26 protein-coding genes and 1 tRNA gene are annotated in these 24,590 nt (G+C 65.4%); 13 read left to right on the top strand and 14 right to left on the bottom strand.

Features of this window, described 5'->3' with window-relative positions; all coding sequences use genetic code 11:
- The 3 genes from leuD to DM806_RS16095 all read right to left on the bottom strand — a co-directional run.
- A partial coding sequence (gene leuD, locus DM806_RS16105; RefSeq protein ID WP_179044180.1) for a 3-isopropylmalate dehydratase small subunit occupies positions 1-357 on the bottom strand: 357 nt, incomplete at its 3' end.
- A gap of 109 nt (positions 358-466) precedes the next feature.
- A complete protein-coding gene (gene leuC, locus DM806_RS16100; protein WP_179044179.1) occupies positions 467-1,918 on the bottom strand; it encodes a 3-isopropylmalate dehydratase large subunit in 1,452 nt (483 codons plus the stop codon).
- Positions 1,919-2,020: 102 nt separating this feature from the next.
- Entirely contained in the window at positions 2,021-2,707 is a 687-nt protein-coding gene (locus DM806_RS16095) for a glutathione S-transferase family protein (protein WP_179044178.1), read from the bottom strand.
- 213 nt (positions 2,708-2,920) lie between these two features.
- Here DM806_RS16095 and DM806_RS16090 point away from each other — a divergent pair, with 213 nt between their 5' ends.
- Entirely contained in the window at positions 2,921-4,729 is a 1,809-nt protein-coding gene (locus DM806_RS16090) for a DUF885 domain-containing protein (protein WP_179044177.1), read from the top strand.
- Positions 4,730-4,939: 210 nt separating this feature from the next.
- Here the strand turns inward: DM806_RS16090 and DM806_RS16085 are convergent, their stop codons facing one another.
- Complete coding sequence (locus DM806_RS16085; protein ID WP_179044176.1) at positions 4,940-6,532, bottom strand: isocitrate lyase; 1,593 nt, start codon at positions 6,530-6,532, stop codon at positions 4,940-4,942.
- A 140-nt stretch (positions 6,533-6,672) separates the two neighbouring features.
- Here DM806_RS16085 and DM806_RS16080 point away from each other — a divergent pair, with 140 nt between their 5' ends.
- The 3 genes from DM806_RS16080 (at position 6,673) to DM806_RS16070 (ending at position 10,364) form a co-directional block, all read left to right on the top strand.
- Positions 6,673-8,070, top strand: coding sequence for a helix-turn-helix domain-containing protein (locus DM806_RS16080; RefSeq protein WP_179044175.1), 1,398 nt, complete (start codon positions 6,673-6,675; stop codon positions 8,068-8,070).
- A gap of 18 nt (positions 8,071-8,088) precedes the next feature.
- On the top strand, positions 8,089-8,373 hold the full coding sequence (locus DM806_RS16075) for a hypothetical protein (RefSeq protein WP_179044174.1): 285 nt from the start codon (positions 8,089-8,091) through the stop codon (positions 8,371-8,373).
- A 104-nt stretch (positions 8,374-8,477) separates the two neighbouring features.
- Positions 8,478-10,364: an acyltransferase family protein gene (locus DM806_RS16070; RefSeq protein WP_179044173.1), complete on the top strand. Its 1,887-nt coding sequence runs from the start codon at positions 8,478-8,480 to the stop codon at positions 10,362-10,364.
- A gap of 3 nt (positions 10,365-10,367) precedes the next feature.
- Here DM806_RS16070 and DM806_RS16065 read toward each other — a convergent pair whose 3' ends face one another.
- Complete coding sequence (locus DM806_RS16065) at positions 10,368-11,261, bottom strand: N-formylglutamate amidohydrolase (protein WP_179044172.1); 894 nt, start codon at positions 11,259-11,261, stop codon at positions 10,368-10,370.
- A gap of 129 nt (positions 11,262-11,390) precedes the next feature.
- Between DM806_RS16065 and cpdR the strand changes: the two genes are divergently transcribed.
- A complete protein-coding gene (gene cpdR / locus DM806_RS16060; protein ID WP_179044171.1) occupies positions 11,391-11,771 on the top strand; it encodes a cell cycle two-component system response regulator CpdR in 381 nt (126 codons plus the stop codon).
- Positions 11,772-11,777: 6 nt separating this feature from the next.
- Here the strand turns inward: cpdR and DM806_RS16055 are convergent, their stop codons facing one another.
- The gene (locus tag DM806_RS16055; RefSeq protein ID WP_179044170.1) at positions 11,778-13,109 is read right to left on the bottom strand and encodes a dicarboxylate/amino acid:cation symporter; all 1,332 of its coding nucleotides are present in this window, start codon (positions 13,107-13,109) and stop codon (positions 11,778-11,780) included.
- Between the two features lie 129 nt (positions 13,110-13,238).
- Between DM806_RS16055 and DM806_RS16050 the strand changes: the two genes are divergently transcribed.
- Positions 13,239-13,313, top strand: a tRNA-Val gene (locus DM806_RS16050).
- Positions 13,314-13,380: 67 nt separating this feature from the next.
- On the opposite strand, the gene DM806_RS16045 is transcribed toward DM806_RS16050, so the two are convergent.
- On the bottom strand, positions 13,381-13,539 hold the full coding sequence (locus tag DM806_RS16045) for a hypothetical protein (RefSeq protein ID WP_179044169.1): 159 nt from the start codon (positions 13,537-13,539) through the stop codon (positions 13,381-13,383).
- A 101-nt stretch (positions 13,540-13,640) separates the two neighbouring features.
- On the opposite strand from DM806_RS16045, the gene DM806_RS16040 reads away from it, so the two are divergent.
- A complete protein-coding gene (locus tag DM806_RS16040; protein ID WP_179044168.1) occupies positions 13,641-14,270 on the top strand; it encodes a 5'-methylthioadenosine/S-adenosylhomocysteine nucleosidase in 630 nt (209 codons plus the stop codon).
- Positions 14,271-14,272: 2 nt separating this feature from the next.
- Here DM806_RS16040 and DM806_RS16035 read toward each other — a convergent pair whose 3' ends face one another.
- The 5 genes from DM806_RS16035 to petA form a co-directional block, all read right to left on the bottom strand.
- On the bottom strand, positions 14,273-15,325 hold the full coding sequence (locus DM806_RS16035; protein ID WP_179044167.1) for an endonuclease/exonuclease/phosphatase family protein: 1,053 nt from the start codon (positions 15,323-15,325) through the stop codon (positions 14,273-14,275).
- 57 nt (positions 15,326-15,382) lie between these two features.
- Positions 15,383-15,919, bottom strand: a complete 537-nt coding sequence (locus DM806_RS16030) for an adenine phosphoribosyltransferase (RefSeq protein WP_179044166.1) — start codon at positions 15,917-15,919, stop codon at positions 15,383-15,385.
- 77 nt (positions 15,920-15,996) lie between these two features.
- Entirely contained in the window at positions 15,997-16,848 is an 852-nt protein-coding gene (locus DM806_RS16025) for a cytochrome c1 (RefSeq protein WP_179044165.1), read from the bottom strand.
- 15 nt (positions 16,849-16,863) lie between these two features.
- Positions 16,864-18,156 carry a cytochrome b gene (locus DM806_RS16020; RefSeq protein ID WP_179044164.1) on the bottom strand — a complete coding sequence of 431 codons (1,293 nt, stop codon included), beginning with the start codon at positions 18,154-18,156 and terminating at the stop codon, positions 16,864-16,866.
- Between the two features lie 13 nt (positions 18,157-18,169).
- Complete coding sequence (petA, locus tag DM806_RS16015) at positions 18,170-18,736, bottom strand: ubiquinol-cytochrome c reductase iron-sulfur subunit (RefSeq protein WP_179044163.1); 567 nt, start codon at positions 18,734-18,736, stop codon at positions 18,170-18,172.
- 208 nt (positions 18,737-18,944) lie between these two features.
- Here petA and DM806_RS16010 point away from each other — a divergent pair, with 208 nt between their 5' ends.
- From DM806_RS16010 to DM806_RS16000, 3 genes are read left to right on the top strand one after another with little or no spacing between them, the layout of a single operon-like run.
- Positions 18,945-19,403: a tRNA (cytidine(34)-2'-O)-methyltransferase gene (locus tag DM806_RS16010; protein WP_179044162.1), complete on the top strand. Its 459-nt coding sequence runs from the start codon at positions 18,945-18,947 to the stop codon at positions 19,401-19,403.
- The gene (hemF, locus tag DM806_RS16005; RefSeq protein ID WP_179044161.1) at positions 19,400-20,284 is read left to right on the top strand and encodes an oxygen-dependent coproporphyrinogen oxidase; all 885 of its coding nucleotides are present in this window, start codon (positions 19,400-19,402) and stop codon (positions 20,282-20,284) included. Before DM806_RS16010 ends, hemF begins: the two co-directional genes overlap by 4 nt.
- Before the next feature lie 5 nt (positions 20,285-20,289).
- Positions 20,290-20,889, top strand: coding sequence for a GNAT family N-acetyltransferase (locus DM806_RS16000; protein WP_179044160.1), 600 nt, complete (start codon positions 20,290-20,292; stop codon positions 20,887-20,889).
- On the opposite strand, the gene DM806_RS15995 is transcribed toward DM806_RS16000, so the two are convergent.
- Positions 20,871-21,665: a glycerophosphoryl diester phosphodiesterase membrane domain-containing protein gene (locus DM806_RS15995; protein WP_179044159.1), complete on the bottom strand. Its 795-nt coding sequence runs from the start codon at positions 21,663-21,665 to the stop codon at positions 20,871-20,873. The genes DM806_RS16000 and DM806_RS15995 overlap by 19 nt on opposite strands.
- Before the next feature lie 79 nt (positions 21,666-21,744).
- Here DM806_RS15995 and lipB point away from each other — a divergent pair, with 79 nt between their 5' ends.
- The 3 genes from lipB to DM806_RS15980 all read left to right on the top strand — a co-directional run bounded on the left by lipB (position 21,745) and on the right by DM806_RS15980 (position 23,701).
- On the top strand, positions 21,745-22,464 hold the full coding sequence (gene lipB, locus DM806_RS15990) for a lipoyl(octanoyl) transferase LipB (protein ID WP_179044158.1): 720 nt from the start codon (positions 21,745-21,747) through the stop codon (positions 22,462-22,464).
- 63 nt (positions 22,465-22,527) lie between these two features.
- Positions 22,528-22,809 (top strand): hypothetical protein, encoded by a 282-nt coding sequence (locus tag DM806_RS15985; RefSeq protein WP_179044157.1) that lies wholly within the window; start codon positions 22,528-22,530, stop codon positions 22,807-22,809.
- 196 nt (positions 22,810-23,005) lie between these two features.
- Entirely contained in the window at positions 23,006-23,701 is a 696-nt protein-coding gene (locus DM806_RS15980; protein ID WP_179044156.1) for a hypothetical protein, read from the top strand.
- Between the two features lie 238 nt (positions 23,702-23,939).
- Here the strand turns inward: DM806_RS15980 and queE are convergent, their stop codons facing one another.
- Complete coding sequence (gene queE, locus DM806_RS15975; RefSeq protein WP_179044155.1) at positions 23,940-24,587, bottom strand: 7-carboxy-7-deazaguanine synthase; 648 nt, start codon at positions 24,585-24,587, stop codon at positions 23,940-23,942.
- Positions 24,588-24,590 lie beyond the last annotated feature (3 nt).

Below are 24,590 nucleotides of genomic sequence, written 5' to 3'. Positions count from 1 at the left end.
CGCGTCCTGCGGCAGGACCACGGTCAGGATGCCGTTCTTGAACGCGTTGCCGGAAAAGATGTCGGAGAAGCTGGGCGCGATCACCACCTTGATGCCGAGGTCGCCAAGCGCCCAGGCGGCATGTTCGCGGCTGGAGCCGCAGCCGAAATTGTCACCCGCGATCAGGATCGGGCTGCCGGCATAGGCGGGATCGTCGAAGACGTTGCCCGGTTCCTTGCGCAGCACCTCGAACGCGCCCTTGCCAAGGCCGGAGCGCGAGATGGTCTTGAGCCAATGCGCCGGGATAACGATGTCCGTGTCGACATTCTTCATGCCGAACGGATAGGCCCGGCCGTCGACGACGTTCAGCTTTTCCATCAATGAACCTTCTTCGTCTCAGCCGCCGGCGTGTCTTCGGCGCGGCCCAGCGTCGCGGCCATCGCCGCGCTGGCGAGCGCACCCAGCGTCAGCAGCCAGAAAATCTTCTTCATGCGACCATCCCCTCTTTATCGTTCAACATCGCGCGAACGTCGGTCAGGCGGCCGGTGATGGCCGCCGCCGCCGCCATTTCGGGCGACACCAGATGGGTGCGCGATCCCGGTCCCTGACGGCCCATGAAATTGCGGTTGCTGGTCGAGGCGCAGCGTTCGCCCGCGGGCACCTTGTCCGGGTTCATGCCGAGGCAGGCCGAGCAGCCCGGCTCGCGCCATTCGAAACCGGCGTCGAGGAAGATGCGGTCGAGGCCTTCCTCCTCCGCCTGCCGCTTGACCAGACCGGAGCCGGGGACGACCATCGCATGCTTGATGCCCGAGGCGATATGGCGCCCCTTGAGCAGCGACGCGGCGGCGCGCAGATCCTCGATCCGGCTGTTGGTGCAGCTGCCGATGAAGACATGCTCGATCGCGACATCCTCCATCCGCTGCCCGGCGACGAGGCCCATATAGTCGAGCGACTTCTGGGCGGCGGCCTGCTTGGACGGGTCGGCGAAGCTCTGCGGATCGGGGACCACGCCGGTCACGGGCACGACATCCTCCGGGCTGGTGCCCCAGGTGACGTTGGGCACGATGTCGGCGGCGTCGATGACCACGGTCTTGTCGAAGACCGCGCCCTCGTCAGTGACGAGCGTCTTCCACCAGGCGACGGCTGCGTCGAAATCCGCCCCCTTGGGCGCCATAGGGCGGTCGCGCAGATAGGCGAACGTCTTTTCGTCGGGCGCGAACAGGCCCGAGCGCGCGCCCGCCTCGATCGACATATTGGCGACGGTCAGGCGCCCTTCGATCGACATGTCGCGGAAGACGGAGCCGCGATATTCCATGACATAGCCGGTGCCGCCCGCCGTGCCGATCGTGCCGCAGATCGCCAGCGCCACATCCTTGGGCGTGACGCCGGGCGCAAGTTCGCCATCGACGACGACCGCCATCGTCTTCGACTGTTTCAGCAGCAGCGTCTGGGTGGCGAGCACATGCTCGACCTCCGACGTGCCGATGCCGAAGGCCAGCGCGCCCAGCGCACCATGAGAGCTGGTGTGGCTGTCGCCGCAGACCAAAGTCGTGCCCGGCAGCGTGAAGCCCTGTTCCGGGCCGACGACATGGACGATGCCCTGTTCCGCATCAGCGTCGCCGATCAGGCGGACCCCGAATTCGGGCGCATTGCGTTCCAGCGCGGCCAGCTGCTGCGCGCTTTCGGGATCGGCGATGGGAATGCGATTGCCCTGCGCGTCGCGGCGCGGGGTCGTGGGCAGGTTATGATCGGGCACCGCGAGCGTAAGATCGGGCCGGCGCACCTTACGGCCGGCGAGGCGAAGCCCCTCGAACGCCTGCGGGCTCGTCACTTCATGGACGAGGTGACGATCGATATAGATAAGGCAGGTGCCATCGGGACGCCGTTCGACAACGTGCGCGTCCCAGATCTTCTCATAGAGGGTGCGAGGCTTAACCATAGTCCCCTCCCCCTAGACCCGTCAGGGCCATGGGGAAAGGGGGTGAACGACCGAAATCGGCAGTTTTTCCTATCAACCGGGCAAGAATGTTACACTGTCGAACTATGATGCCCGATAGTCTTCGATGATGCGCCCGGCTGCACCGATCTCCGCTTCATGGCTCTCCTCGCGCCAGGTTTCGGCCAGCGCCTCCTCCTCCCATTGCTGCATGGCGGGATGGGCGAGCATATGGTCGACCCAGACTTGCGCGATCGGCCCAACGTCGAGACTATAGGTGCGGACGCGGAAGGCGACGGGCGCGTAGAAGGCGTCGATCGCGGTGAAGACCTTGCCGGCGAGGAAAGGGCCGCCGAAATGATCCAGTCCCTGCTCCCACAATTCGCGAAGACGGGCGATATCCTTGTTGAGGGCGGGCGAATGCATGTGCGGCTCGACCCGGACGCCGACATTCATGGTGCAGTCGTTGCGCAAGGTGGTGAAGCCGCTGTGCATTTCGGCGGCGGCGCATTGGGCGAAGGCGCGCGCGGTTTCGTCCGCCGGCCAGACGCCGGGATGACGGTCGGCGAGATAGAGGGTGATGCCGAGCGAATCCCAGACAGTGCGCTCGCCGTCGATAAGCGCGGGCACCTGCCCCGTTGGCGAAAAGCTGCGGAAGGCGGCATAGTTGGCGGCGGCGGCGAAGGGTTCGATCCGGTCCTCGAACGGGATGTGCAGCGCCTTCATCAGCAGCCACGGACGCAGCGACCAGCTGCTGTAATTACGGTTGGCAGTGATGAGCGTGTAGGACATGCGTTCCCTCCCTGTGCAAGGTGCGCGCGAAATAGCCGATCGGGTAACGGCGTAACAGCGGCAACGATCCATGCGGCTGACAAGCTGAGCTTATGTGAATGCCGTGCTCCTGCACTCTAGCCAAGCTGTTTAACGCACGTCAAAAGAGCGCATCGCGGGCGGCGCCCCCATGCCGCCTTCCGCCGCCCGTCCCATAAATGGAGTTCCTTTCCCGTGAACCGACGCCAGTTTCTCGCCACCAGCGGCGCAACCGCCATCGCCGCCGCTACGCCCAGCGCCTTTGCCCAGCCGGGCGCTGCCGATGCGCGATTGCGGGCCATGCTGGATGGCTTCTTCTACGAACGGCTGGAGGATTCGCCGGAAAACGCGACACGGCTTGGCCTGGATACCGGCGCGCGCGCGGCGCTGCGCGGCAAGCTGACCGACACCAGCGCGGCCGGGGCGGCGCGCGATCTGGCGCGGACCAAGGCGCAGGTGAAGCAGTTGGCGAGCGTCGATCGCGCAAAGCTGAACGCGGCGAGCCAGCTCGACTATGATGTCGTCGCCTATCAGCTTGATCGTGCCGTCGGCGGCGAGCGGTTCGGCTATGGCGAAACGGCGGGCCGCTATGCGCCCTATATTCTCAGCCAGCTGACCGGCAGCTATCGTGAAGTCCCCGATTTCCTGGACTCGCAGCATCGGGTGAAAGATGCGGCGGATGCCGACGCCTATCTGGCGCGCCGCGAAGCCTTCCCGGCCGCGATGGACGGCGAACTCGACCGCCAGAAGGCGGATGCAGCCAAAGGCGTGTTCGCGCCCGACTATATTCTCGACACGACGATGAAGATGCAGGCAGCGCTGCGCGACCAGCCGGCAGCGCAGACGGTATTGGTGGCGTCGTTCGTGAAGAAGCTGGCGGCCGCCGGCCTGCCGCCAGAACGCGCCGCGCAGGCCGAAAAGATCGTTGCGGAAAAGATATTCCCGGCCGTCGATCGCCAGCGCGCGCTGGTGCAGCAATTGCGGGCGAAGGCGGTGCATGATGCGGGCTGCTGGCGCCTGCCCGATGGCGAGGCCTTCTACGCCGCCGCCGCCGAAGCGGCGACCACGACGAAGCTGACTGGGGACGAGATCCATCAGTTGGGCCTGGATCAGGTCGCCAATATCTCCAGCCGCATCGACGCGATCCTCAAGGGCGAGGGGATGAGCCAGGGCACGGTCGGCGACCGGCTGGTCGAGCTGAACAAGCGGCCCGACCAGCTGTATCCCAACACCGATCCGGGCCGCGAGGCGTTGCTGGCGCAGCTCAACAGCCAGATCGTCGCAATGCAGAAGCGGCTCGGCGAAGCGTTCAACACCGTGCCCAAGGCGCCGGTTGAAGTGCGCCGCGTGCCGGTGACGATCCAGGCAGGCGCGCCGGGCGGCTATTATCAGAATGCCTCGCTCGACGGATCGCGGCCCGCCATCTACTTCATCAATCTGCGCGACACGTTCGACCGGCCCAAGTTCGGCCTTGCGACGCTGACCCATCATGAGGCGGTGCCGGGGCACCATCTTCAGGTCACGGTGGCGCTGGAATCGGATTCCATCCCGATGATCCGCCGGCGCGGCTTTTACAGCGGCTATTCCGAAGGTTGGGCGCTCTATTCCGAGCAGCTGGCCGACGAGATGGGCATGTATGAAGGCGATCCGCTGGGACAGGTCGGCTATCTCCAGTCACTGCTGTTCCGCGCTACCCGGCTGGTGGTCGACAGCGGCATGCACGCCAAGCGATGGAGCCGCGAGAAGGCGACCGATTATCTGATCGCCACCACCGGCATCGCGCGCGGCCGCAGCCAGGGCGAGATCGACCGCTATACCGTTTGGCCGGGTCAGGCATGCAGCTACAAGATCGGCCATACGGTATGGAACGACCTGCGCGAGGAAGTGAAGAAGAAGCAGGGCGCGGCGTTCGACCTTAAGCAGTTCCACGAGGTGCTGACGCTGGGCGCGATGCCGCTGGATATTTTGAAGCAGACGGTGCGCCAGCGGGCGGGGATTGCCTGATCCCATTGCGGACAAAAAGAACGGCCCGGCGTGCGCCGCCGGGCCGTCCAGTTCCTTCCACCCAAGTCGCGGAAGAGCGTCGATGCCCCCGCGAGCTGGTTGTCTTCACGGCCCCGGCCGCGAAACTTCTGGAAAAGCCACCTCCCCGGCCAGCATCGGGTTCCCCGCCGGGGAGATGGAGTAGCTGCGGCCTGCACGCCGCAAAGCTGTTTAGGCCGCGAACTGGTTCATCGTATTGTGCGAGCCGCCCGCCTTCAGCGCGGCTTCGCCAGCGAAATATTCCTTATGGTCGTCACCGATGTCGGAGCCGGCCATGTTCTGGTGCTTGACGCAGGCGATGCCCTGACGGATTTCCTGCCGCTGCACGCCCTTGACGTAGCCCAGCATCCCCGCCTCGCCGAAATATTCGCGCGCGAGATTGTCGGTGCTGAGCGCCGCCGTGTGATAGGTCGGCAGGGTGATGAGGTGGTGGAAGATGCCCGCCTCACGCGCCGCGTCCCGCTGGAAGGTGCGGATACGCTCGTCCGCCTCGATGCCGAGGGCGGTGTCGTCATAGTCCGCGCTCATCAGCTTTGCGCGGTCATAGGCAGCGAGGTCGCGGCTTTCCTTCTCCCAGGCGTCGAACACCTGCTGGCGGAAGTTCAGCGTCCAGTTGAAGCTGGGCGAATTATTGTAGACCAGCTTGGCGTTGGGGATCACCTCGCGGATGCGGCTGACCATGCCGCCGATCTGGCCGATATGCGGCTTTTCCGTCTCGATCCACAGCAGGTCGGCGCCATTCTGGAGCGCGGTGATGCAATCAAGGACGCAGCGATCCTCGCCGGTGCCGGCGCGGAACTGGTAGAGATTGCTGGCCAGACGCTTGGGCTTCATCAACTGCCCGTCGCGGCTGATGAGAACGTCGCCATGGCCGATCGCACCCGCATCGACCGGATCGCAGTCGAGGAAGCCGTTATAGAGGTCGCCGATGTCGCCCGCTTCACGCGTATAGGCGATCTGCTTGGTCAGGCCCGCGCCCAGCGAGTCGGTGCGCGCGACGATCACGCCGTCATCGACGCCGAGTTCGAGGAAGGCGTAGCGGACCGCACGGATCTTCGCGAGGAAGTCCTCATGCGGGACCGTGACCTTGCCGTCTTGGTGGCCACACTGCTTTTCGTCCGAGACCTGGTTTTCGATCTGGATGCAGCAGGCGCCGGCCTCGATGAACTTCTTGGCGAGCAGATAGGTCGCCTCGGCATTGCCGAAACCCGCGTCGATGTCGGCGACGATCGGGACGATGTGCGTCTCATGATTGTCGATCTGCTGCTGGAGCTTGGCCGCCTTGACCTCGTCACCCTCTTCGCGCGCCTTGTCGAGGTCGCGGAACAGGCCGCCCAGTTCGCGGGCGTCGGCTTGGCGCAGGAAGGTGTAGAGTTCCTCGATCAGCGCGGGAACGCTGGTCTTTTCATGCATCGACTGGTCGGGTAGCGGACCGAATTCGCTGCGCAGCGCGGCGACCATCCAGCCCGACAGATAGAGATAGCGGCCCTTGGTGGTGCCGAAATGCTTCTTGATGCTGATCAGCTTCTGTTGGCCGATGAAGCCGTGCCAGCAGCCCAGCGACTGGGTGTAATTGCCCGGATCGACGTCATAGGCGGCCATGTCGGCGCGCATGATCTTCGCGGTGTAGCGCGCAATGTCGAGACCGGTATGGAAACGGTTCTGCACCCGCATCCGGGCGACGGATTCAGGCGCGATGCCGTCCCAGTGGGACTGGCCACCGATCAGGTCGCCGGCCTTCGCGATTTCACTTTGATAGGTCATCTGTCCATCCTTGGGTGAGCGGGAATAGACAGCGAACTAGACAGTCTCGAACGGCTTGCGCACCCATGCCAAAGTCCAGTTGTCGATCTTTACAAAAATCTGGTGTAAAGTTGTAAAGCTTGCACAGGAGGGATATTGTCATGGCCAAGGATCGGCCGGTTTATATGGGGCCGCGCCTGCGTCGGCTGCGGCGCGAACTGGGGCTGACGCAGGCGGACATGGCGGCGGACTTGGAGATTTCCCCCAGCTATGTCGCGCTGCTGGAGCGCAACCAGCGGCCTTTGACCGCCGACATGCTGCTGCGGCTTGCGCGCACCTACAAGCTGGACATGGCCGAGGTAGCGGGCGATGGCGGCGCGGAGCAGACGGCGCGGTTGCAGGCGGTGCTGAAGGATCCGATGTTCGCCGACATCGACTTGCCGCAACTCGCGACCGGCGACGTGGCGGTCAATTATCCCGGCATCACCGAAGCGCTGCTGCGGCTCTACACCAGCTATCGCGAGGAGCATCTGGCGCTTGCGGATCGCGGCGCGGAGCCGGCGCCGCAGGAGGATGTGACCGATCCGGTGGCGGAATCGCGCCGCTTCCTCGCCGCGCGGCGCAACAGCTTCCCCTTGCTGGACGATGCGGCGGAGAAGCTGGCGACAGAGGCGGAGGCCGAGGGCGGCCTGCCCGGCTGGCTGAAGGCGCGGCACAATCTGCGCGTGCGGCGGCTGCCGTCGGACGTGATGGCCGGGTCGATGCGGCGGCTGGACCGGCATCGCGACGCGGTGCTGTTGGACGATGCGCTGGACGGGGCGAGTTCATCCTTCCAACTGGCGCTCCAGATTGCCTATCTCGAAATGCGCAAGAATTTCGACGCGCTGCTGAAGGACGGACAGTTCAGTGGGGAAAGCGGACGACGACTGGCCCGTCGTGCGTTGGCCAGTTACGGCGCGGCGGCGATCCTGATGCCTTATACCGCCTTCGCGAAGGCGGTGGAGGCCAAACGCTATGATGTGGAGGCGCTGGCGCGCCAGTTCGGCGCGAGTTTCGAGCAGACAGCGCATCGCCTGACGACGCTCCAGAAACCGGGTCAGGAGCGTGTGCCCTTCTTCTTCCTACGGGTCGATCCGGCGGGCAATGTGTCGAAGCGGCTCGACGGCGCAGGCTTTCCCTTTGCGCGTCATGGCGGCTCCTGCCCGCTCTGGTCGGTGCATCGCGTGTTCGAGACGCCGCGCGAGGCGGTGACGCAATGGCTGGAACTGCCGGACGGCCAGCGCTTCTTCTCGATCGCGCGGACGGTGACGGCGGGCGGCGGCGGCTGGGGGGCGCCCAAAGTGGAACGCGCGATCGCGCTCGCCTGCGCGGCTGAACATGCGCAGCGGCTGATCTACACGCAGGATGCGCCGCCCGTGGAGCCGACGCCGATCGGCGTCACCTGCCGCCTGTGCCACCGCGCCCAGTGCATGGCGCGATCCGCGCCACCGATCGGACGCGAGATGTTGCCCGACGATTATCGCCGGACGCGCGCGCCCTTCGGCTTTGCCGATGGATGAGGCTGGACGGAAAAGAAAATGGGGGAGATCCCGAAGGCCGCGCTCATCCCCCAGCCATGTCGCGCCCTGCCGGTTTTGCCGGCAGCATCCTCTCCAAGAAACTATTATGAGCGCGGCATCAGCGCGCCTCTTGTAGCGCGGCGTCGAGACAAAAAAAAGGCCGGTCCGAAGACCAGCCTGAAAGTTTTTAGGAGAGGATGCCTGAAAGGCACACCCCCTTTGCCAATCAGCCGCAAGCTGCGCAAATGCGAAGAAAAAAAGAGCAGTTGCATGAAATGCAATCATGTGCGGAACGATCAATGATGACGTTACGGAAAGCAGGGCCATCCCGCAGCAGCGAGTTGCGGCAACAAAGCGATGCGAATCCTATAAAGAGATTGTCAGGGCTTTAGCGCTAACGCCGACTTATGCATGGCCCGGTATCGAATCAGGCAGGAAGCGGCGCAGCGATTCGCTATCGCCGTGACATCGATGGATTGCGCGCGCTCGCCATCCTGCCGGTGCTGCTGTTCCATGCCCATGTGCCGGGTTTTTCCGGCGGCTATGTCGGCGTCGACATATTCTTCGTCATTTCGGGCTTCCTGATTACCGGTATCATCGCGCGCGAAGTCGACGAAGGGCGTTTTTCGCTGATACGTTTCTATGAACGTCGCTTCCGGCGCATCCTGCCCGCGCTGACACTGATGATGGTCGCGGTGCTGGGGGCCGCGGCCTGGCTCTATCTGCCGGGCGATCTGGAGGGCGTGCCGAAATCGGCGCTGGCGGCGACCGTCTTCGCCTCCAACCTCTGGTTCTTTGCCGACACCGGCTATTTCGCGGGCGGCGCGGATGTGAAGCCCCTGCTCCACACATGGTCGCTGGCGGTCGAGGAGCAATATTATATCGGCTTTCCGGTCCTGCTGATGCTGCTGGCGCGCTTTGCCCCGCGCTGGCGGACGGCAGTAGTGGCGGTGGTCGCAGCGGGATCGCTGGCGCTGTGCGTTGCGATGCAGCGCGATACGACCGGTTTCGCCTTCTACCTGCTTCCCGCCCGCGCATGGGAATTGTTCGCCGGCGCGCTGCTGGCGCTGGGCGCCGTGCCGACGATGCGGATGCGCTGGCTGCGCGAGGCGATCGCCTGGACGGGGTTCGGCGCGATCGCGCTGGCGGTCGCCTGCTATGATCGCAACACGCTCTTCCCCGGCATAGCGGCGCTACTGCCGGTGGCGGGTGCGGCAGCCCTGCTCCATGGCGCGCCGGGGACCAGCATGGGGCGGTTGCTCGCCCTGCCGCCGCTGGTGGGCGTGGGCCTCCTCTCCTATTCGCTATATCTCTGGCACTGGCCGCTGATCGTCTTCACCGAATATGCGACCGACCTGCCGCTGGAGGGCTGGACACGCGTTGCGGTGATCGGCGCCGCCTTTGTGGCGGCCTTCCTGTCCTGGCGCTTCGTCGAGCGCCCCTTTCGCGACTCACGGCGCGTGCCGGCGCGCAGCATCTTCGCTTTCACCGGCGGAGCCATGGTCTTGCTCGGCACCCTGTCGCTGGCGCTGCTGGCCGCTGCCCCCTGGCCATCACGCTTCGTCCCGGCGGCGCTGGCGCAAATTGCCGGGCGCGGCGATGTCAGTCCGGCACGCGGACGCTGCCATGACAGTTTCGTCCGCGGGGTGCGGCCCTGCGTCCTGGGCGCGTCGACACCGCCGGATGCGCTGCTCTGGGGCGACAGCCACGGCGTGGAACTGGCCTATGCACTGGGCGAGCAGGCGCGCGCGGAGCGCCGGTCGCTGATCGAGCGCACCGCGTCCAGTTGCCCCCCGGTGCTGGACTATGCCGCCAAGGACACGCGCTGCGCCGCCGCCAACCGCGCGACCTTCGGAGCGATCCGCGCCGATCCGCGGATCCGCCACGTCTATCTGGCCGCCTTCTGGGGCAATGGCGATTTCGACGATCCGACCTTCGTCGCCAAGCTGGACCGCACCATCGCAGCGCTGCGGGCGGAAGGGCGACAGGTGACGATCATCGGGCCGGTGCCGCCCCAGCCCTTCGACGTGCCGCGTCGCCTCGCCCACCTTGCCCGCGCGGGAGAACCGGCCGGCGCGGCCGGGGTCGACCGCGCGACGATCGAAGCACATACGCGCCACCTGCGCGCACTGTTCGCGGCGTGGCGCGCGCGCGGGGTCGGCTATATCGATCCGATCGCGGCGCTATGTGGACCCGTTCATTGCGCGATCGAGCGAGATGGCAAGCCGCTCTATTTCGACACGCATCATCTGAGCGTCGCGGGCGCCCGGCTGGTGATCCGCGACGGGCGTTAACCGCTACTCGGCCGCCAGAGCATAATCCTCGCGCGGCAGTTCGCGGGCGAGCGCCTCGACCATGTCAGTCACCAGCGCGCGCATCCGTTCCACCCCCGGCCCCAGACGGTCGAGCGTCGCGTCGAGATAGAGGGCGCGGTCGATTTCCACCTGGACGGCGTGGTATCCCTGCCCCGGACGGCCGTGCCGCTCCAGCAGATGATCGCCGGCATAGGGATGGTTCTGCGCCGTCGCCACGCCATGCGCGTCGGCAATGTCGGCAATCAGGGCGATCAGGCGGCTCGACGCGCTGCGGCCGAAGCGGTCGCCCAGCACCATGCCCGGCGCACGCTGGCCGGCGGCCGGCGGCGGCAAGGGCGGCATGCTGTGCAGGTCGATCAGGATGGCATGGCCATGCGCCGCCTGCGCCGCCTGCATCAGCCGGGTGATCGTGGCATGATAGGGGCGATGCACCTGCTCGATCCGCTGCTGCACCTCCGCCCAGGCGAGCGGCCCGCGCCACAATTCATGGGCGCCCGGCATGCGCCGCGGCAGGAGGCCGAGGCCGCCGCGCAGCTTGGCGCTGCTCTGGAGCGCGACGCCATGCGGCAGGTCACGCAGCATGACGGGGTCGATTTCCCGTTCGTTGCGGTTGAGGTCGATCATCGCCCGCGGCGCCCGCGCCACCAGCACGGTGAAGCCGCGCGCGATCACTGTTTCAGCAAGCAAGTCGACCCAGCGATCCTCCAGCCGCCGCAACATTTCCGGCCGGACCCGCGCCTGCGCCAGCAGACCGGGCGGATAGTCGCGTCCGGCATGAGGCACCGACAGGATGACCGGCCGGTCGGGTGTCGCCGGGCCGTACAGGTCGAAGGGAGCATGTGTCGGAACAAGGGGTTGCGGCGCGCTGCTATCCAATAGGGTTCCTTTCGCCGGCGCGCCAAATTTGGTTATCCGGGTGGATAATATTTACACCTTATCGCATATAAGCGGGCCTCGCGCCATAGGGGTGGCTCGCGCGACCATGCGACAGGACGAAACGGGGCGATGATTCGCATATTGTTGGCTGAAGATGACGAAAGCATGCGGACCTATCTGGCCCGCGCGCTGGAAAAGTCCGGTTATGACGTGGTTCCGGTCGCCACCGGGCTGGAGGCGTTGCCCCATATCAACAGCGACCGGTTCGACCTGCTGCTGACCGACATCGTGATGCCGGAAATGGACGGGATCGAACTCGCTCAGCATGCCGCGCAGGTCGCGCCCGACATGCGGATCATGTTCATCACCGGCTTTGCCGCCGTGACGCTGAAAGCCGGCAAGGCGGTGCCGCAGGCGAAAGTGCTGTCCAAGCCCTTCCACCTGCGCGACCTGGTGCTTGAGGTCGAGCGGATGTTCGGCAGCGAAACGGTGTCGCCCGCCTCGAACTGAGGCTTCTCAGTCCGCCACCACTTCCTGCATGTCCGGCGTGGGGTCGAGCGGAAGGCCGGCCATGGCGGCGTTGAAGCGCTCGCGGTCCAGACCCTTTTCCCACGCCGACACCACCACCGTCGCCACGGCATTGCCGATGAAGTTGGTGAGGCTGCGGCACTCGCTCATGAAGCGATCGACGCCCAGGATCAGCGTCATGCCCGCCACCGGCACCGTCGGCACGATCGACAGCGTCGCCGCCAGCGTGATGAAACCCGCGCCGGTGACGCCCGCCGCGCCCTTGGACGAGATCATCGCGACCAGCAGCAGCAGAATTTGCTGCTCCAGGCTGATATGGACGTTGCAGGCCTGCGCGATGAACAGCGCCGCCAGCGTCATGTAGATATTGGTGCCGTCGAGGTTGAAGCTGTAGCCGGTCGGCACGACCAGCCCGACCACCGACTTGCGGCAACCGGCGCGCTCCATCTTCTCGATCAGGCTGGGCAGCGCCGCCTCCGAGGAGGAGGTGCCGAGCACCAGCAGCAACTCCGCCTTCAGATAGCGGATGAGGTGGAGGATGTTGAAGCCCACCAGCCAGCCGACCGCACCCAGCACCACCAGCACGAACAACAGGGACGTCAGGTAGAAGGTCGCGACCAGCCCGGCGAGATTGGCAAGCGTACCGACGCCATATTCGCCGATGGTGAAGGCCATGGCGCCGAACGCGCCGATCGGCGCGGCCTTCATCAGGATCGACACCAGCTTGAATACGGCATGGCTGGCCGATTCGAGCACGGTTATCAGCGGCTGGGCCTTCTCCCCGATCAGGGTGAGCGCGATGCCGAACAGGATCGCCACGAACAGCACCTGCAATATGTTACCGTCCGCCACCGCCGACACCATGGTCGAGGGGATGATGCTCATCAGGAAGCCGGTGAGCGTGCGCTCATGCGCCTGATTCGCATAGTCGGCGACCCTGCCCGCGTCGAGCGTGGCGGGATCGATGTTGAGGCCCGCACCCGGCTGCACGACATTGGCGACGATCAGACCGACAATGAGCGCCAGGGTCGAGAAGGTGAGGAAATAGGCGAAGGCCTTGGCCGCGACCCGGCCGATCGCGCCCAGTTCCTTCATCCCCGCAATCCCGGTGACGATGGTCAGGAAGATGACCGGCGCGATAACCATCTTCACCAGCTTGATGAAGGCTTCGCCAAGCGGCTTCAGCTGCTTCCCCGCGTCGGGCCAGACATGGCCGATCAACACGCCGAGCGCGATCGCGGCCAGCACCTGGACATAAAGCTGGCGGTAGAAAGGCAGGCGCGGCGCCGTCTGCAACGGCGAGGATGACGATGGCAGCATGGATGTTGGCGTCCCCCGATTTGCGTCGCAGCATATGTGGCACCCCACCCCTGTCCAGAAGAATGTTCAGAATATGCAATTTCCCGCTTGCGCGAGTCACCGACCCCCGTTATTGGCCCCCTCCACGGCGGGCGTGTAGCTCAGTGGTAGAGCACTGTGTTGACATCGCAGGGGTCGCAAGTTCAATCCTTGCCACGCCCACCATGACAAAGCCCGTCGCTTCTTTCGAAGCGGCGGGCTTTCTCTTTTTCATCCTTTGATCGATCCGCCCCTAGCGCAGCGCGCCATGGCGTGCACCCTGAGGGCGGCAGGCGTCGCGCCTGGACGACAGGGCGCGCTCGACCCTGGCCCAGGCCATTATGTCGGCGACGGTAATCCTCTCGTCATCATCGGCAGGAACAGGGAAGGGAAGCGGGACAGGCGTGCGCATGGTCGACTCACGGGACAAAGATGCTCTCGACTATAGCGCGCGCGGCTGTCACGGGGATGTCCTGACCATTACAGACAGGCAATGAGGGCGCACGGCCGGCCATGACGATAGCATGCGAAATGATCGGAGGACGGCGCCTGCTGTTCGTGATGGCGGTGGAAGCCGAATATGGTCCGCATCTGCGCGCACGGTTCAGCCCGCTGCTGACCGGCGTGGGACCGGTCGAGGCGGCGCTGGCGACGGGCATGGCGTTGCAGCAACTGGACCGGGTCCAGGCGCTGCCCGATCTGGTCGTCTGCCTCGGCTCGGCGGGATCGCGGCTTTGCCCGCTGGGCGAGATTTTCCAGATCGCCAGCGTATCGTGGCGCGACATGGATGCATCGCGGCTGGGCTTCACCAAGGGCGTGACGCCGTTGACCGATCATCCGGTCGACGTACCGCTCGTGACGCCCCTCGCCCTTCCCTCGGTTCGCCTGTCGACCGGGGCCAATGTGGTGGGCGGTGACGAATATGCCGGCATCGACGCCGACATGGTCGATATGGAGACGTTCGCGGTGGCGCGGGCCTGCGATCGGTTCGGCGTGCCGCTGATGGGGCTGCGCGGCGTGTCGGACGGACCGGGCGAATTGGACCATATCAATGGCTGGATGGAATTGCTGGGCCTGCTCGACGAGCGGCTGGCGCAGGCCGTGGACCTGCTGCCCGACGCCTTGGGCCGTGCGGCCGGCTGAGGTCAGCAACCGTCCGGCGCGGTGGCCGTAGGGCGCCAGGACAGCTGGTACGTCACCAGGAAGCCGTCATGGTCGGATAGTTCGGGGCCGGTCGGGCCGCCGTCGAACATTGCCTCGACCCGGATAGGGCGAACCGACACATGGTCGCCGGGCCAGAAGAATTGCAGATCCTGCGTGTCCATCCAGGGCTCATCGCCATCCCAGGACATGCGCACGTCGCAGCCGGACAGAGGATCGGCGCAAACGCGATGCACCAGATTGAGCGACTGGTAGCGGGAGAAATTTTCCCAGCGCAGGTCGGAATGGCGCATGTTGAAATCGCCGCCGAAGATCAACGGATAGGCATCGTCATGGCTGCGGTCGATAAAGGCCGAGGCTTCGAGCGACTGGCGTTCATGCGCGGCGAGATTGCGCAGGCCCGGCGCGCGCGAGGCCCCACGGCTGTTCATATGGGTGTCATATATGTCGATCGGCGTCGGCACGCCGGGAATGGCGATGCGCGCCAGCATGATCCCCTTGTTGGCGAGGCAGTCGATCCCCGCGCAGGAGCGGCGGCCATAGGCATGCATGGCGACATGGACGACCGGATAGCGGGAGGCGATGGCGAGGCCGCTGCCGGTGAGGTGCAGGCCGACTTCGCCCCGCTTGATATGGGAACGGCCAGGGAGCGATTCCTTCGTCACGCCGCGCGCACGCGTGGTGCGGCGGGGGCCAGTGACGATGGCCGGATAGCCGGTGGCCGCAACCGCCTGCTTGGCGGGACCGCTGAACATTTCCTGGAAGAGGATGATGTCGGGCGCCTTGCCCGCCGCGCGCAGGGTAGCAAGCCGCTCCCCGATGGCGCGCAGGGAGGGCGCACGGCCCGAGCGGGCGGGCCAGCCCAGTCCCTCGATATTATAGGTCAGTACCGACAGGGTGGTGACGTTTCGCCCATCCGGCGTCGGAGCGACCACCGGCGGCATAGCAGTTTCGCACGCCATGGAGCGCAACGGCAGGGGCGTCGCGCAGCCCGATGCCGTCAGGGCGAGTGCGAGGGCGGCAAAGCGGGCACGCATGATGCTTCCTTTCGCTGGTCGTTCATGCCCTGCCCCTCGGCAGCGCGCGGTGCCGTCTTATTCGCCCACGAACTTGATCAGGGCCTGCGCAGCGATGCCATCCGCCTCCAGCGCCGCCTTGCCGCCCAGATCGGGCAGGTCAACCGCGAACAGGGCCATCAGCACGCTCGCCCCCTGTTCGCGCAGCAGTTGCGCGGCGGCGAGCGCGGTGCCGCCCGTCGCGATCAGATCGTCGACCAGCACGACGCGCGCGCCCTGCGGCACCTGTCCTTCATGCAGTTCGAGGCGGTCGGCGCCATATTCCAGCACATAGTCGATACCGACCGTCTTGCCGGGCAGCTTGCCTTTCTTGCGCACCGGCACGAAGCCCTTGCCCAGCGCCACGGCGAGCGCCGCGCCCAGAATGAAGCCGCGCGCCTCGATCCCGACGATCAGGTCCGGGTCCAGCGGCCGGGCGACGGCGGCCAGCCGCTCCACCAACTCGGTGAGGCCGGGGCCATCGGCCAGCAGGGTCGTCACGTCGCGGAACATGATCCCCGGCTTGGGGAAATCGGGGATGGTGCGGATCAGGGCGGTCAGGCTGTCGATGCTCATGCCATGCTCCATAGAGAAAGGGCGCGGTCCCCTCAAGGAACCGCGCCCTGTCATTTTGTCCCGGGTGGGTCAGATCGTCAGGCGACGGCCTTTTTCTTGTCCGCCCAGATATTCTGATAGGACATGTAAGCCAGCGCCGTCGCGATCAGCAGGAAGACCACCGTGGCCAGCCCCGCGCGATGGCGATTTTCCAGCTTCGGCTCGGCGGTCCAGGCGAGGAAGGCCGATACGTCCTGCGCCATCTGGTCCACCGTCGGCTTGGTGCCGTCGCCATAAGTCACCTGCCCATCGGCCGTCAGCGGCGGCGCCATGGCGAGATTCAGGTTGGCGAAATAGGGGTTGTAGTGCAGCCCCTCCGGCGTCTTGGCGTCCGGGAACTCCTTGAGCAGTTCGGCCGGCTGTTGCTGGAAACCCGTCAGCAGCGAATAGACATAGGCGGGGCCATGATGGCGTGCCTTGGTCATCAGCGAGAGGTCTGGCGGGATCGCATTGTTGTTCGCCGCCGCCGCCGCGACATTGTTCGCGAAGGGCTTGGGGAAATGATCGGCCGGAACCGGATCGCGGGTCGATGCCTCGCCGGTGGCGGGATCGACGTCGGGCGTCTTGATCGCCCACTGCTTGGCGATCGCCTTTACTTCGGCTTCGTTATAGCCGAGCGCCGCAAGATCGCGGAAGGCGACGAACTTCAGGCTGTGGCAGGCCGAGCAGACTTCCTTGAATACCTGGAAGCCGCGCTGGAGCTGCTGCTGGTCATATTTGCCGAAAGGCCCGTCGAACGAGAAGGAGACGTGCTTGGGGGCCAGATGGAACTCATGCTCCACCGTCTTGGCTGGCGGTTCCGTCACATAGGCATAGGCGCCCACGAGGAAGGAGACCAGCAGCCAGCCGGCGAAGAAGAGGCCGACGAGAAATGCGCCGATGCGTACCATGACTGTCTACCCCCCTTATTCGGCCGGGACCGCGGCGGGTTCGCCGTCAGCCTTGGCATATTTGGCCAGCACCGCATCCGTGATCGAGTTGGGCAGTGGCAGCGGCTTTTCGAACCGCGCAATCAGCGGCAGAATGATCAGGAAATGCGCGAAATAATAGCCCGCGAAGACCTGGGAGATCATCACATAAGGCTCTTCCGCCGGCGCGCCGCCGCAATAGCCCAGGACCAGCACGTCGAGGATGAGTATCCAGAAGAATTTCCGGAAAGTCGGGCGATAGCTGCCCGACCGCACCGGTGACGTGTCGAGCCAGGGCAGGAAGAAGAGCAGCAGGATCGATGCGAACATGGCCAGCACGCCCAGCAGCTTGGCCGGCACGAAGAAGAAGTCGACGGTGAAGGCGCGCAGGATCGCGTAGAAGGGCCAGAAATACCATTCGGGCACGATGTGCGCGGGCGTCGAGAGCGGGTTCGCCTCGATATAATTGTCCGGGTGGCCCAGATAATTAGGCGCGAAGAACAGCATGATCGCGAAGAGGATCAGGAAGACGCCGACGCCGAAGCCGTCCTTCGCGGTGTAATAGGGGTGGAACGGGACAGTGTCCTGCGGCCCCTTCACTTCCACGCCGGTGGGGTTCGAGGACCCTGGAATATGCAGCGCCCAGATGTGCAGGATGATGACGCCCGCAATCACGAAGGGCAGCAGGAAGTGCAGCGAGAAGAAGCGGTTGAGCGAGGCATTGCCGGGAGCAAAGCCACCCAGCAGCCAGGTCTGGATCGGCTCGCCCACCACGGGGATGGCGCCGAACAGGCCGGTGATGACCTTCGCGCCCCAATAGGACATCTGGCCCCAGGGCAGCACATAGCCCATGAAGGCGGTCGCCATCATCAGCAGGAAGATGACGAGGCCCAGCAGCCACACCATTTCGCGCGGCGCCTTGTAGGAGCCGAAATAGAGACCGCGGAAGATGTGGAGATAGACGACGATGAAGAAGAAGCTGGCGCCGTTGGCGTGCGCATAGCGCATCAGCCAGCCCGCATTCACATCACGCATCGTCTGTTCGACGGTGCTGAAGGCGACCAGGTCATTGGCGCCATAGTGCATCGCCATGATGACCCCGGTGACGATCTGGATCACCAGCGCGAGGCCGGCCAGGACGCCGAAATTCCAGAAATAGTTGAGGTTGCGCGGCACCGGATAGCCCGCGCCGATCGCGTTGTAGACGAGGCGCGGCAGCGGCAGCTTCTCGTCGACCCACTGCATCACCGGATGCTTGGGGGTATAATGTTCGGCCCATGGAAAGCTCATGTTATTACCCCCCTTAACCCACGAGAATGGCAGTGTCGGAAGTGAAGCTGAACTTCGGCACTTCCAGATTCTTGGGGGCAGGCCCCTTACGGATGCGCGCGGCCGTGTCGTAGGACGAGCCGTGGCAGGGGCAGAAATAACCGCCGAATTCGCCGCGATTCTCCCCCTCGCCCGCGCCCAGCGGGACGCAGCCGAGATGGGTGCAGACGCCCATGGTGATGAGCCACTGCTTTTTGCCGTCGACGGTCCGCTCCTCCAGCGTCTGCGGGTCGCGCAGCGTGGACGGATCGACCTTGTCGGCTTCGGCGATTTCCTTGGGTGTCAATTGCCGCACGAACAGCGGCTGCGACCGGAAGGTGGTCTTGATCGCCTGGCCCGGCTGAATCGCCGAGAGGTCCACTTCCGTCGACGCGAGCGCCAGAACGTCGGCGCTGGGGTTCATCTGGTCGATCAGCGGCAGGACGACGGCGACAGCGCCGACTCCTGCGAAGCTCACCGCAGCGATGTTGATGAAATCGCGGCGGCGTACCCCTTCTCCGCCGGATAATCCTTGGCCGTCAGAATGCTCTACGCTCGCCATGCACCTCTACCCTTGCAAGACTTCCCTGCTCACACCGGGCGCCCTTTAGCGGCCCTGATTATCAAGGGATTTGGGTTATCAGCCGTGGCTGACCCCGCCTTCCCCCCGGCGTGTTCGCAGGGGGTGATAACCGGACTGCGCCCGCTTTGCCAGTCGCAATATTACCTAGTCTATTGCAAATGCTCCAGATGCATTATGGCGACGCCCCATGCGTATCGCCCTTTACCAACCCGAGATTGCGGGAAATGTCGGCGCCATCTTGCGGCTTGCCGCCTGCTTCTCTGTCCCCGTCGACATCATCATGCCGACCGGATTCGCCTTTTCCGACGCTCGCCTCAAGCGGGCGGCAATGGATTATGGCGAGGCGGCCGAGGTTGTGCGCCATGTGAATTTCGCCGCCTTCGATGCGGTTCGCCGTGCCGAGGGGCGTCGTTTGCTGCTGATGAGCGCCCATGCCTCGCAGCGCCTGCCCGAGGTCGAATTCCATGAAGACGATGTGCTGCTGATGGGATCGGAGAGCGCCGGCGTGCCCGACGAGGTACGCGATCTGGCCGATATCCGGGTCCGCATCCCGATGGCGCCGGGCTTCCGATCCTTGAACATCGCCGTTTCCACGGGCATCGCCGTTGCCGAAGCCCTCCGCCAGACCGGAAAGTTCCCCGCATGACCAACCCGATTCCCCATGTCCCATTTGCGCTCGACGTCCGGCAGCAGGCAGCGCGCGACTGGTTCGAATCGCTGCGCAACCGCATCTGCGCCGAGTTCGAGGCGATCGAGCGCGAGGCCGGCAGCGACGCCCGGTTCGACTATACCGCCTGGGACCGCGAGGCCGAGGGCCAGGCGCCCGGCGAAGGCGGGGGCGGCGTGCGCGGCGTGATGAAGGGCAAGGTCTTCGAGAAGGTCGGCGTCAACGTCTCGACCGTGGGCGGCGAGTTCGCGCCCGGATTCGCCCAGACCATCCACGGCGCGGGCGAAGACCCCGCCTTCTTCGCCACCGGCATCAGCCTGGTCGCGCACATGGCCAACCCGCATGTGCCCGCGGTGCACATGAACACCCGCTATCTGGTGACGACCAAGAGCTGGTTCGGCGGCGGCGCGGACCTCAATCCGCCCCTGCCGCGCGCGGCGGATACGGCGCAGTTCCATGACGTGCTGAAGACCGCCTGCGACGCGCACGACCCGGATCATTATCCGCGCTTCAAGAAATGGGCGGACGAGTATTTCTTCATCCCCCATCGCGGCGTGCATCGCGGAGTCGGCGGCATTTTTTACGACCATCTCGAATGCGCCGACAATGCCGCATTCGAGGCGAATTTCGCCTTCACCCGCGATGTCGGCGACGCCTTCCTCGCCGCCTTCCCGCCGATCGTGCGGCGGCGCATGGGGGAGGCATGGACGGAGGCCGACTATCGCACGATGCTGGAATGGCGCGGCCGCTATGCCGAGTTCAATCTGGTCCATGATCGCGGCACGCTGTTCGGCCTCAAGACCGGCGGCAATATCGATGCGATCCTGATGAGCCTGCCGCCTATGGCGACCTGGAGCTGACCCGCATGGCGCTGACGCCGGTGGAACCGGGCATGGTGGCGACGATCGTCACCCATCTGGAGATGCGCGAACGGCCCCGCCCCGCGCCGGTCCCGGCCGCGCCGTTGCGGCTGGCGCCGTGGAAGACGCCGGATCTGACCGCTTACCGAACGCTGTTCCGCCGCGTCGGCGCGCCCTGGCTCTGGTTCTCGCGGCTGGTGATGGCCGATCCGGAACTGACGGCGATCATCCATGACCCGGCGGTGGAGGTCTATGCCGTGACCGATCCGCGCGGCACCGAAGTCGGGTTGCTGGAATTGGATTTCCGGTCGCTGCCCGACTGCGAGCTGGGCTTTTTCGGGCTGGTGCCGGAACTCAACGGCAAGGGTCTGGGCCGTTGGCTGATGGCGCAGGCCAAGTCGCTCGCCTGGCGCAAGGGGGTGGAGCGTTTCTGGGTCCACACCTGCACGCTCGACAGCCCGGCGGCGCTGGGATTCTATATCAAGTCAGGTTTCCTGCCCTATGGCCGCGAGATCGAGACTTTCGCCGATCCGCGGCTGGCGGGCGTGCTGCCGCGCGACGCCGCGCCCCATGTGCCGCTATTGGATCAGACGGCAACCGCCTGACGATAGAGGCGGGCGAGCATCACCAGCATATAGACCTGGATGATGCTCGACACCGCCGCGCCGGCGATGCTGCCGGCGACACGCGCGCCTTCCGGTCCGGCGATGAGGCCGCCGATCAGGCCGACCACCAATTGCGCCACCGAGGCGACGATGGTGGACAGGATCATCACGATGATGAGAAAGCCGAACAGCCGCAGGAAATGCCCGCGCGTCAGCGCCCAGGCGCGGCGCAGCGAGTCCATGACGCCCGCCTGGCTGTCGATGACGACCGGATTGAGCAGCACCAGCCTGATGCTGGCATAAAAGACGAGGCCCACGGCGCCGGCCGCCAGCAACAGGCTGAGGCCCGATCCCAGCTGCTTCGACGCGAGCGAAAAGATCAGGCCCAGCAGCATGGCGACGGCAAAGATGCCGACGATGATGCCGACCACGACCAAGGCCGTGCCGATCAGCACCGGCAGGCGCGCGAAGCTGAGCCGCAGCGCCTCACCCACGCTGATGCCGGGCCGCAGCGCGAGAGCGAACAGCGCCAGCGACCCGAACCAGATGAGGATGATCGTAATCAGCATCGCCAAGCCGAAACCCGGCGGCATGGCAGGAATCGCGTCCGCTTTGGGCTGGGCGAACCAAGCCTGCAGTTCGGGTGGGGTCATCTCCTGAAGGATGAGGCCGGGCAACGCCACGAACAGCAGCGCGACGGGAAAGAGCAGTGACGCTTCCCGCGCGACGAAGGCGACCGCTTCTTCCCACGCCTTGCCGATCGACATCGTCGTCATATCTATATGCCTGCCTGTGTTCCGGAAATTACGGCGCGAGACTTGATCGCTCGCCCGCTCCAAGTCAAGGAAGCGCCCCATGTCCGATCCCGTTTCCCATCCTGCCCCAGAAGCCCTTCCCTTTCCCGCCAGCGTTGAATGGCGGGTCGAGGAGGCGCCGGTCGACTATCCGCCCGCACTGGCCGAGATGGAGACGCGGGCCGCCGCCATTTACGAAGGACAGGCGCGGGAACGGGTGTGGCTGCTGGAACATCCGCCGCTCTACACCGCCGGCACCAGCGCGGACCCCGCCGAACTGCTCGACCCGCGCTTTCCGGTGCATGATGCCGGGCGCGGCGGGCGCTACACCTATCATGGGCCGGGACAGCGGATCGGCTATCTCAACATCGACCTGCGCGAGCGCGGCAAGGATGTCCGCAATTTCGTCCACCATCTGGAAGGCTGGATGATCGCGGCGCTGGGCGACCTGGGCATCGCCGCCCGGCGCGCGGAGGGACGGATCGGCATCTGGACCGACGATCCACAGGGGCGCGAGGCGAAGATCGGCGCGCTCGGCATCCGGGTGCGGCGCTGGGTGACGCTGCACGGCTTTTCGATCAACGTCGATCCCGACCTGTCCCATTTTGGCGGCATCGTGCCGTGCGGGATCAGCGAGTATCCCGTTACCAGCATCGCCGCGCTGGGTGGAAATTCGTCGATGGCAGCGCTGGATAGCGCGCTCAGGGCGCATTTTCCCGCCTTTCTCAGCCGTTTGGCGCGCTGCGGCGCGGGGGTTGAGCAATGTGGGGCTGGCGGCTAGGGTCCGCGCTTTCGCCAGGCGGGGGGCTGCCGGGCATAGGATTGGACTTTCAAGGAGACCCGGATGCGCCTGACCGCAAGGACCATCTACATTGCCGCACTGCTTCCTCTTGCCGCCTGCGGGGGCGCCGACAAGAGCAGCAACAGCGTGCAGATGAAGGACATGGAAGTGGTGGACGGCACCGCCACCGACGCCATGACCGACCTGGATGGCGTGCAGAGCGAAGGCACGGCCGTCGCCCTGCCGAATGCCGGCGCATCGTCCAACAGCAGCGAAGCGGCGAAACCCGCCAAGCCCGCCGAAAAGGCGCCGGCGCAGGACGACGAAGTGCTTGCCGATCAATAAGAAACTCCGCTAGAGCGTTTTCACATTGAGTGAAAACGCTCTAGCCTTTTGATGCCGCATTTTCCGAGCCATTGACCGTTAACGGTCAACTTGAAAATGCTCTGGCGCCACCGGGCCGGTTCAGCGGCGATACAGTCGCCGCGATCAATGATATCGGATGCGCCCAACCGCACATCCTGCCTGAGGGGTTTTGTCGATGAAGGTCCGTTTGCCGTCGCGCCGCGCGCTGCTCAGCCTGGCGATCGCCGCCGTTGCGCCGATCGCAGCCCAGCCCGCCGCTGCCCAATTCTACTGGTCGCCGCCCGACATGAGCGCGCCACCGCTGACCGACGAGGCCGCCGCCACGGCGCTCGGCCTGCCCGGCGCGACCGCGGCGGAGGTCAAGGCGGGCCTCGCCTGGAACATGCGCGCCGCGCTCAACGTGGCAGCGCTGCAATGCCAGTTCGAGCCGACCCTTCTGAGCGCGAGCAACTATAACGCCATGATCGCCCATCATGACGCCGAACTGGACGCCGCGCAGGCGACCATCCTTGGCTATTTCCAGCGCACCGCGGGCAAGGGCAAGCCCGGCCAGGCGGCGTCGGACATGTATAACACCCGCATCTATTCCGGCTATTCGACGGTGCAGGCGCAGAAGGGCTTCTGCCAGGAGGCCGCGGAGGTCGGTCGGCAGGCGATCTTCGCCGATCGCGGCACGCTGAACGAGGTCGGACGCAAGGGCCTTGCCTCCATCAAGAAGTCGCTGGTGCTGGCGGGAGAGCAATTTTACGGCACGCCGGGTTATGACTATGTCGTCGCCCTGCCGTCCTTCGACCCCAAGTGCTGGAAGAAGGGCGTATTGCAGCCGGTTTGCCATCAGGCCTGGAACGACAAGAGCGGCGTGAAGCCCTGAAGTTTGGCGCGCTCGGTGGGGATTATCTCACGAGTGCGCGATGGCTAAAGTGGGGCGGACAGTATCGGGCTGACTGTTGACGACCAGGAGTCGCGGTTCCACATCCGTCACCCCAGCGGAGGCTGGCATCTCAGGCCATGTCGCGCGACATGGCCTGAGATGCCAGCCTCCGCTGGGGTGACGGTTAAGTGGAAAGGAAACGGCCCGCTCAACCCATCTCAGCCATCCGCCCCAGCGCCTAACGCAGGCCCAGATATTTATGCGCCTGCACGGTCAGGCGCCAGTTCGGGCGATCCATGACCAGGGCGATGGCGGCGCGGGCATTGTCGACCGCATGAGCGTCGTCGAGCGGCTGGACGAGATGATGGTCGAACGCCCAGTCCGACATGGCGTCGACATCGGCCAGACTATGCCCATCACCCGGCTGCGGCCAGACGAGCTTCAGTTCATGGCCTGAACGCTGCACCACATCGCTACCGGCTTTCGGGCTGATGCAGATCCAGTCGATGCCGGGATGGGCGGGCAGCGTGCCGTTGCTCTCGATCGCGATGGTGAAGCCGCGCGCATGGAGCGCATCGACCAGCGCATCGTCGATCTGGAGCATCGGCTCGCCACCTGTGAGCACGATATAGCGCCCCTCGCCGCCCTCGCCCCAGAAGCCGAGCGCCGCGTCGGCCAGCGCATCGGCATCGGCGAACTTGCCGCCGCCCAGCCCGTCCGTACCTACGAAATCGGTGTCGCAAAACTGGCAGACGGCGCTGGCCCGGTCCTGTTCGCGCCCGCTCCACAGGTTGCAGCCGGCGAAGCGCAGGAAAACGGCGCGACGCCCGGCCTGCACGCCTTCCCCCTGCAGGGTCAGGAACATTTCCTTGACCGCATAACTCATCGG

Source organism: Sphingobium lactosutens (assembly GCF_013393185.1).
Classification (GTDB): Bacteria; Pseudomonadota; Alphaproteobacteria; order Sphingomonadales; family Sphingomonadaceae; genus Sphingobium; species Sphingobium lactosutens_A.
This window is presented reverse-complemented; position numbering and strand designations above follow the sequence as displayed.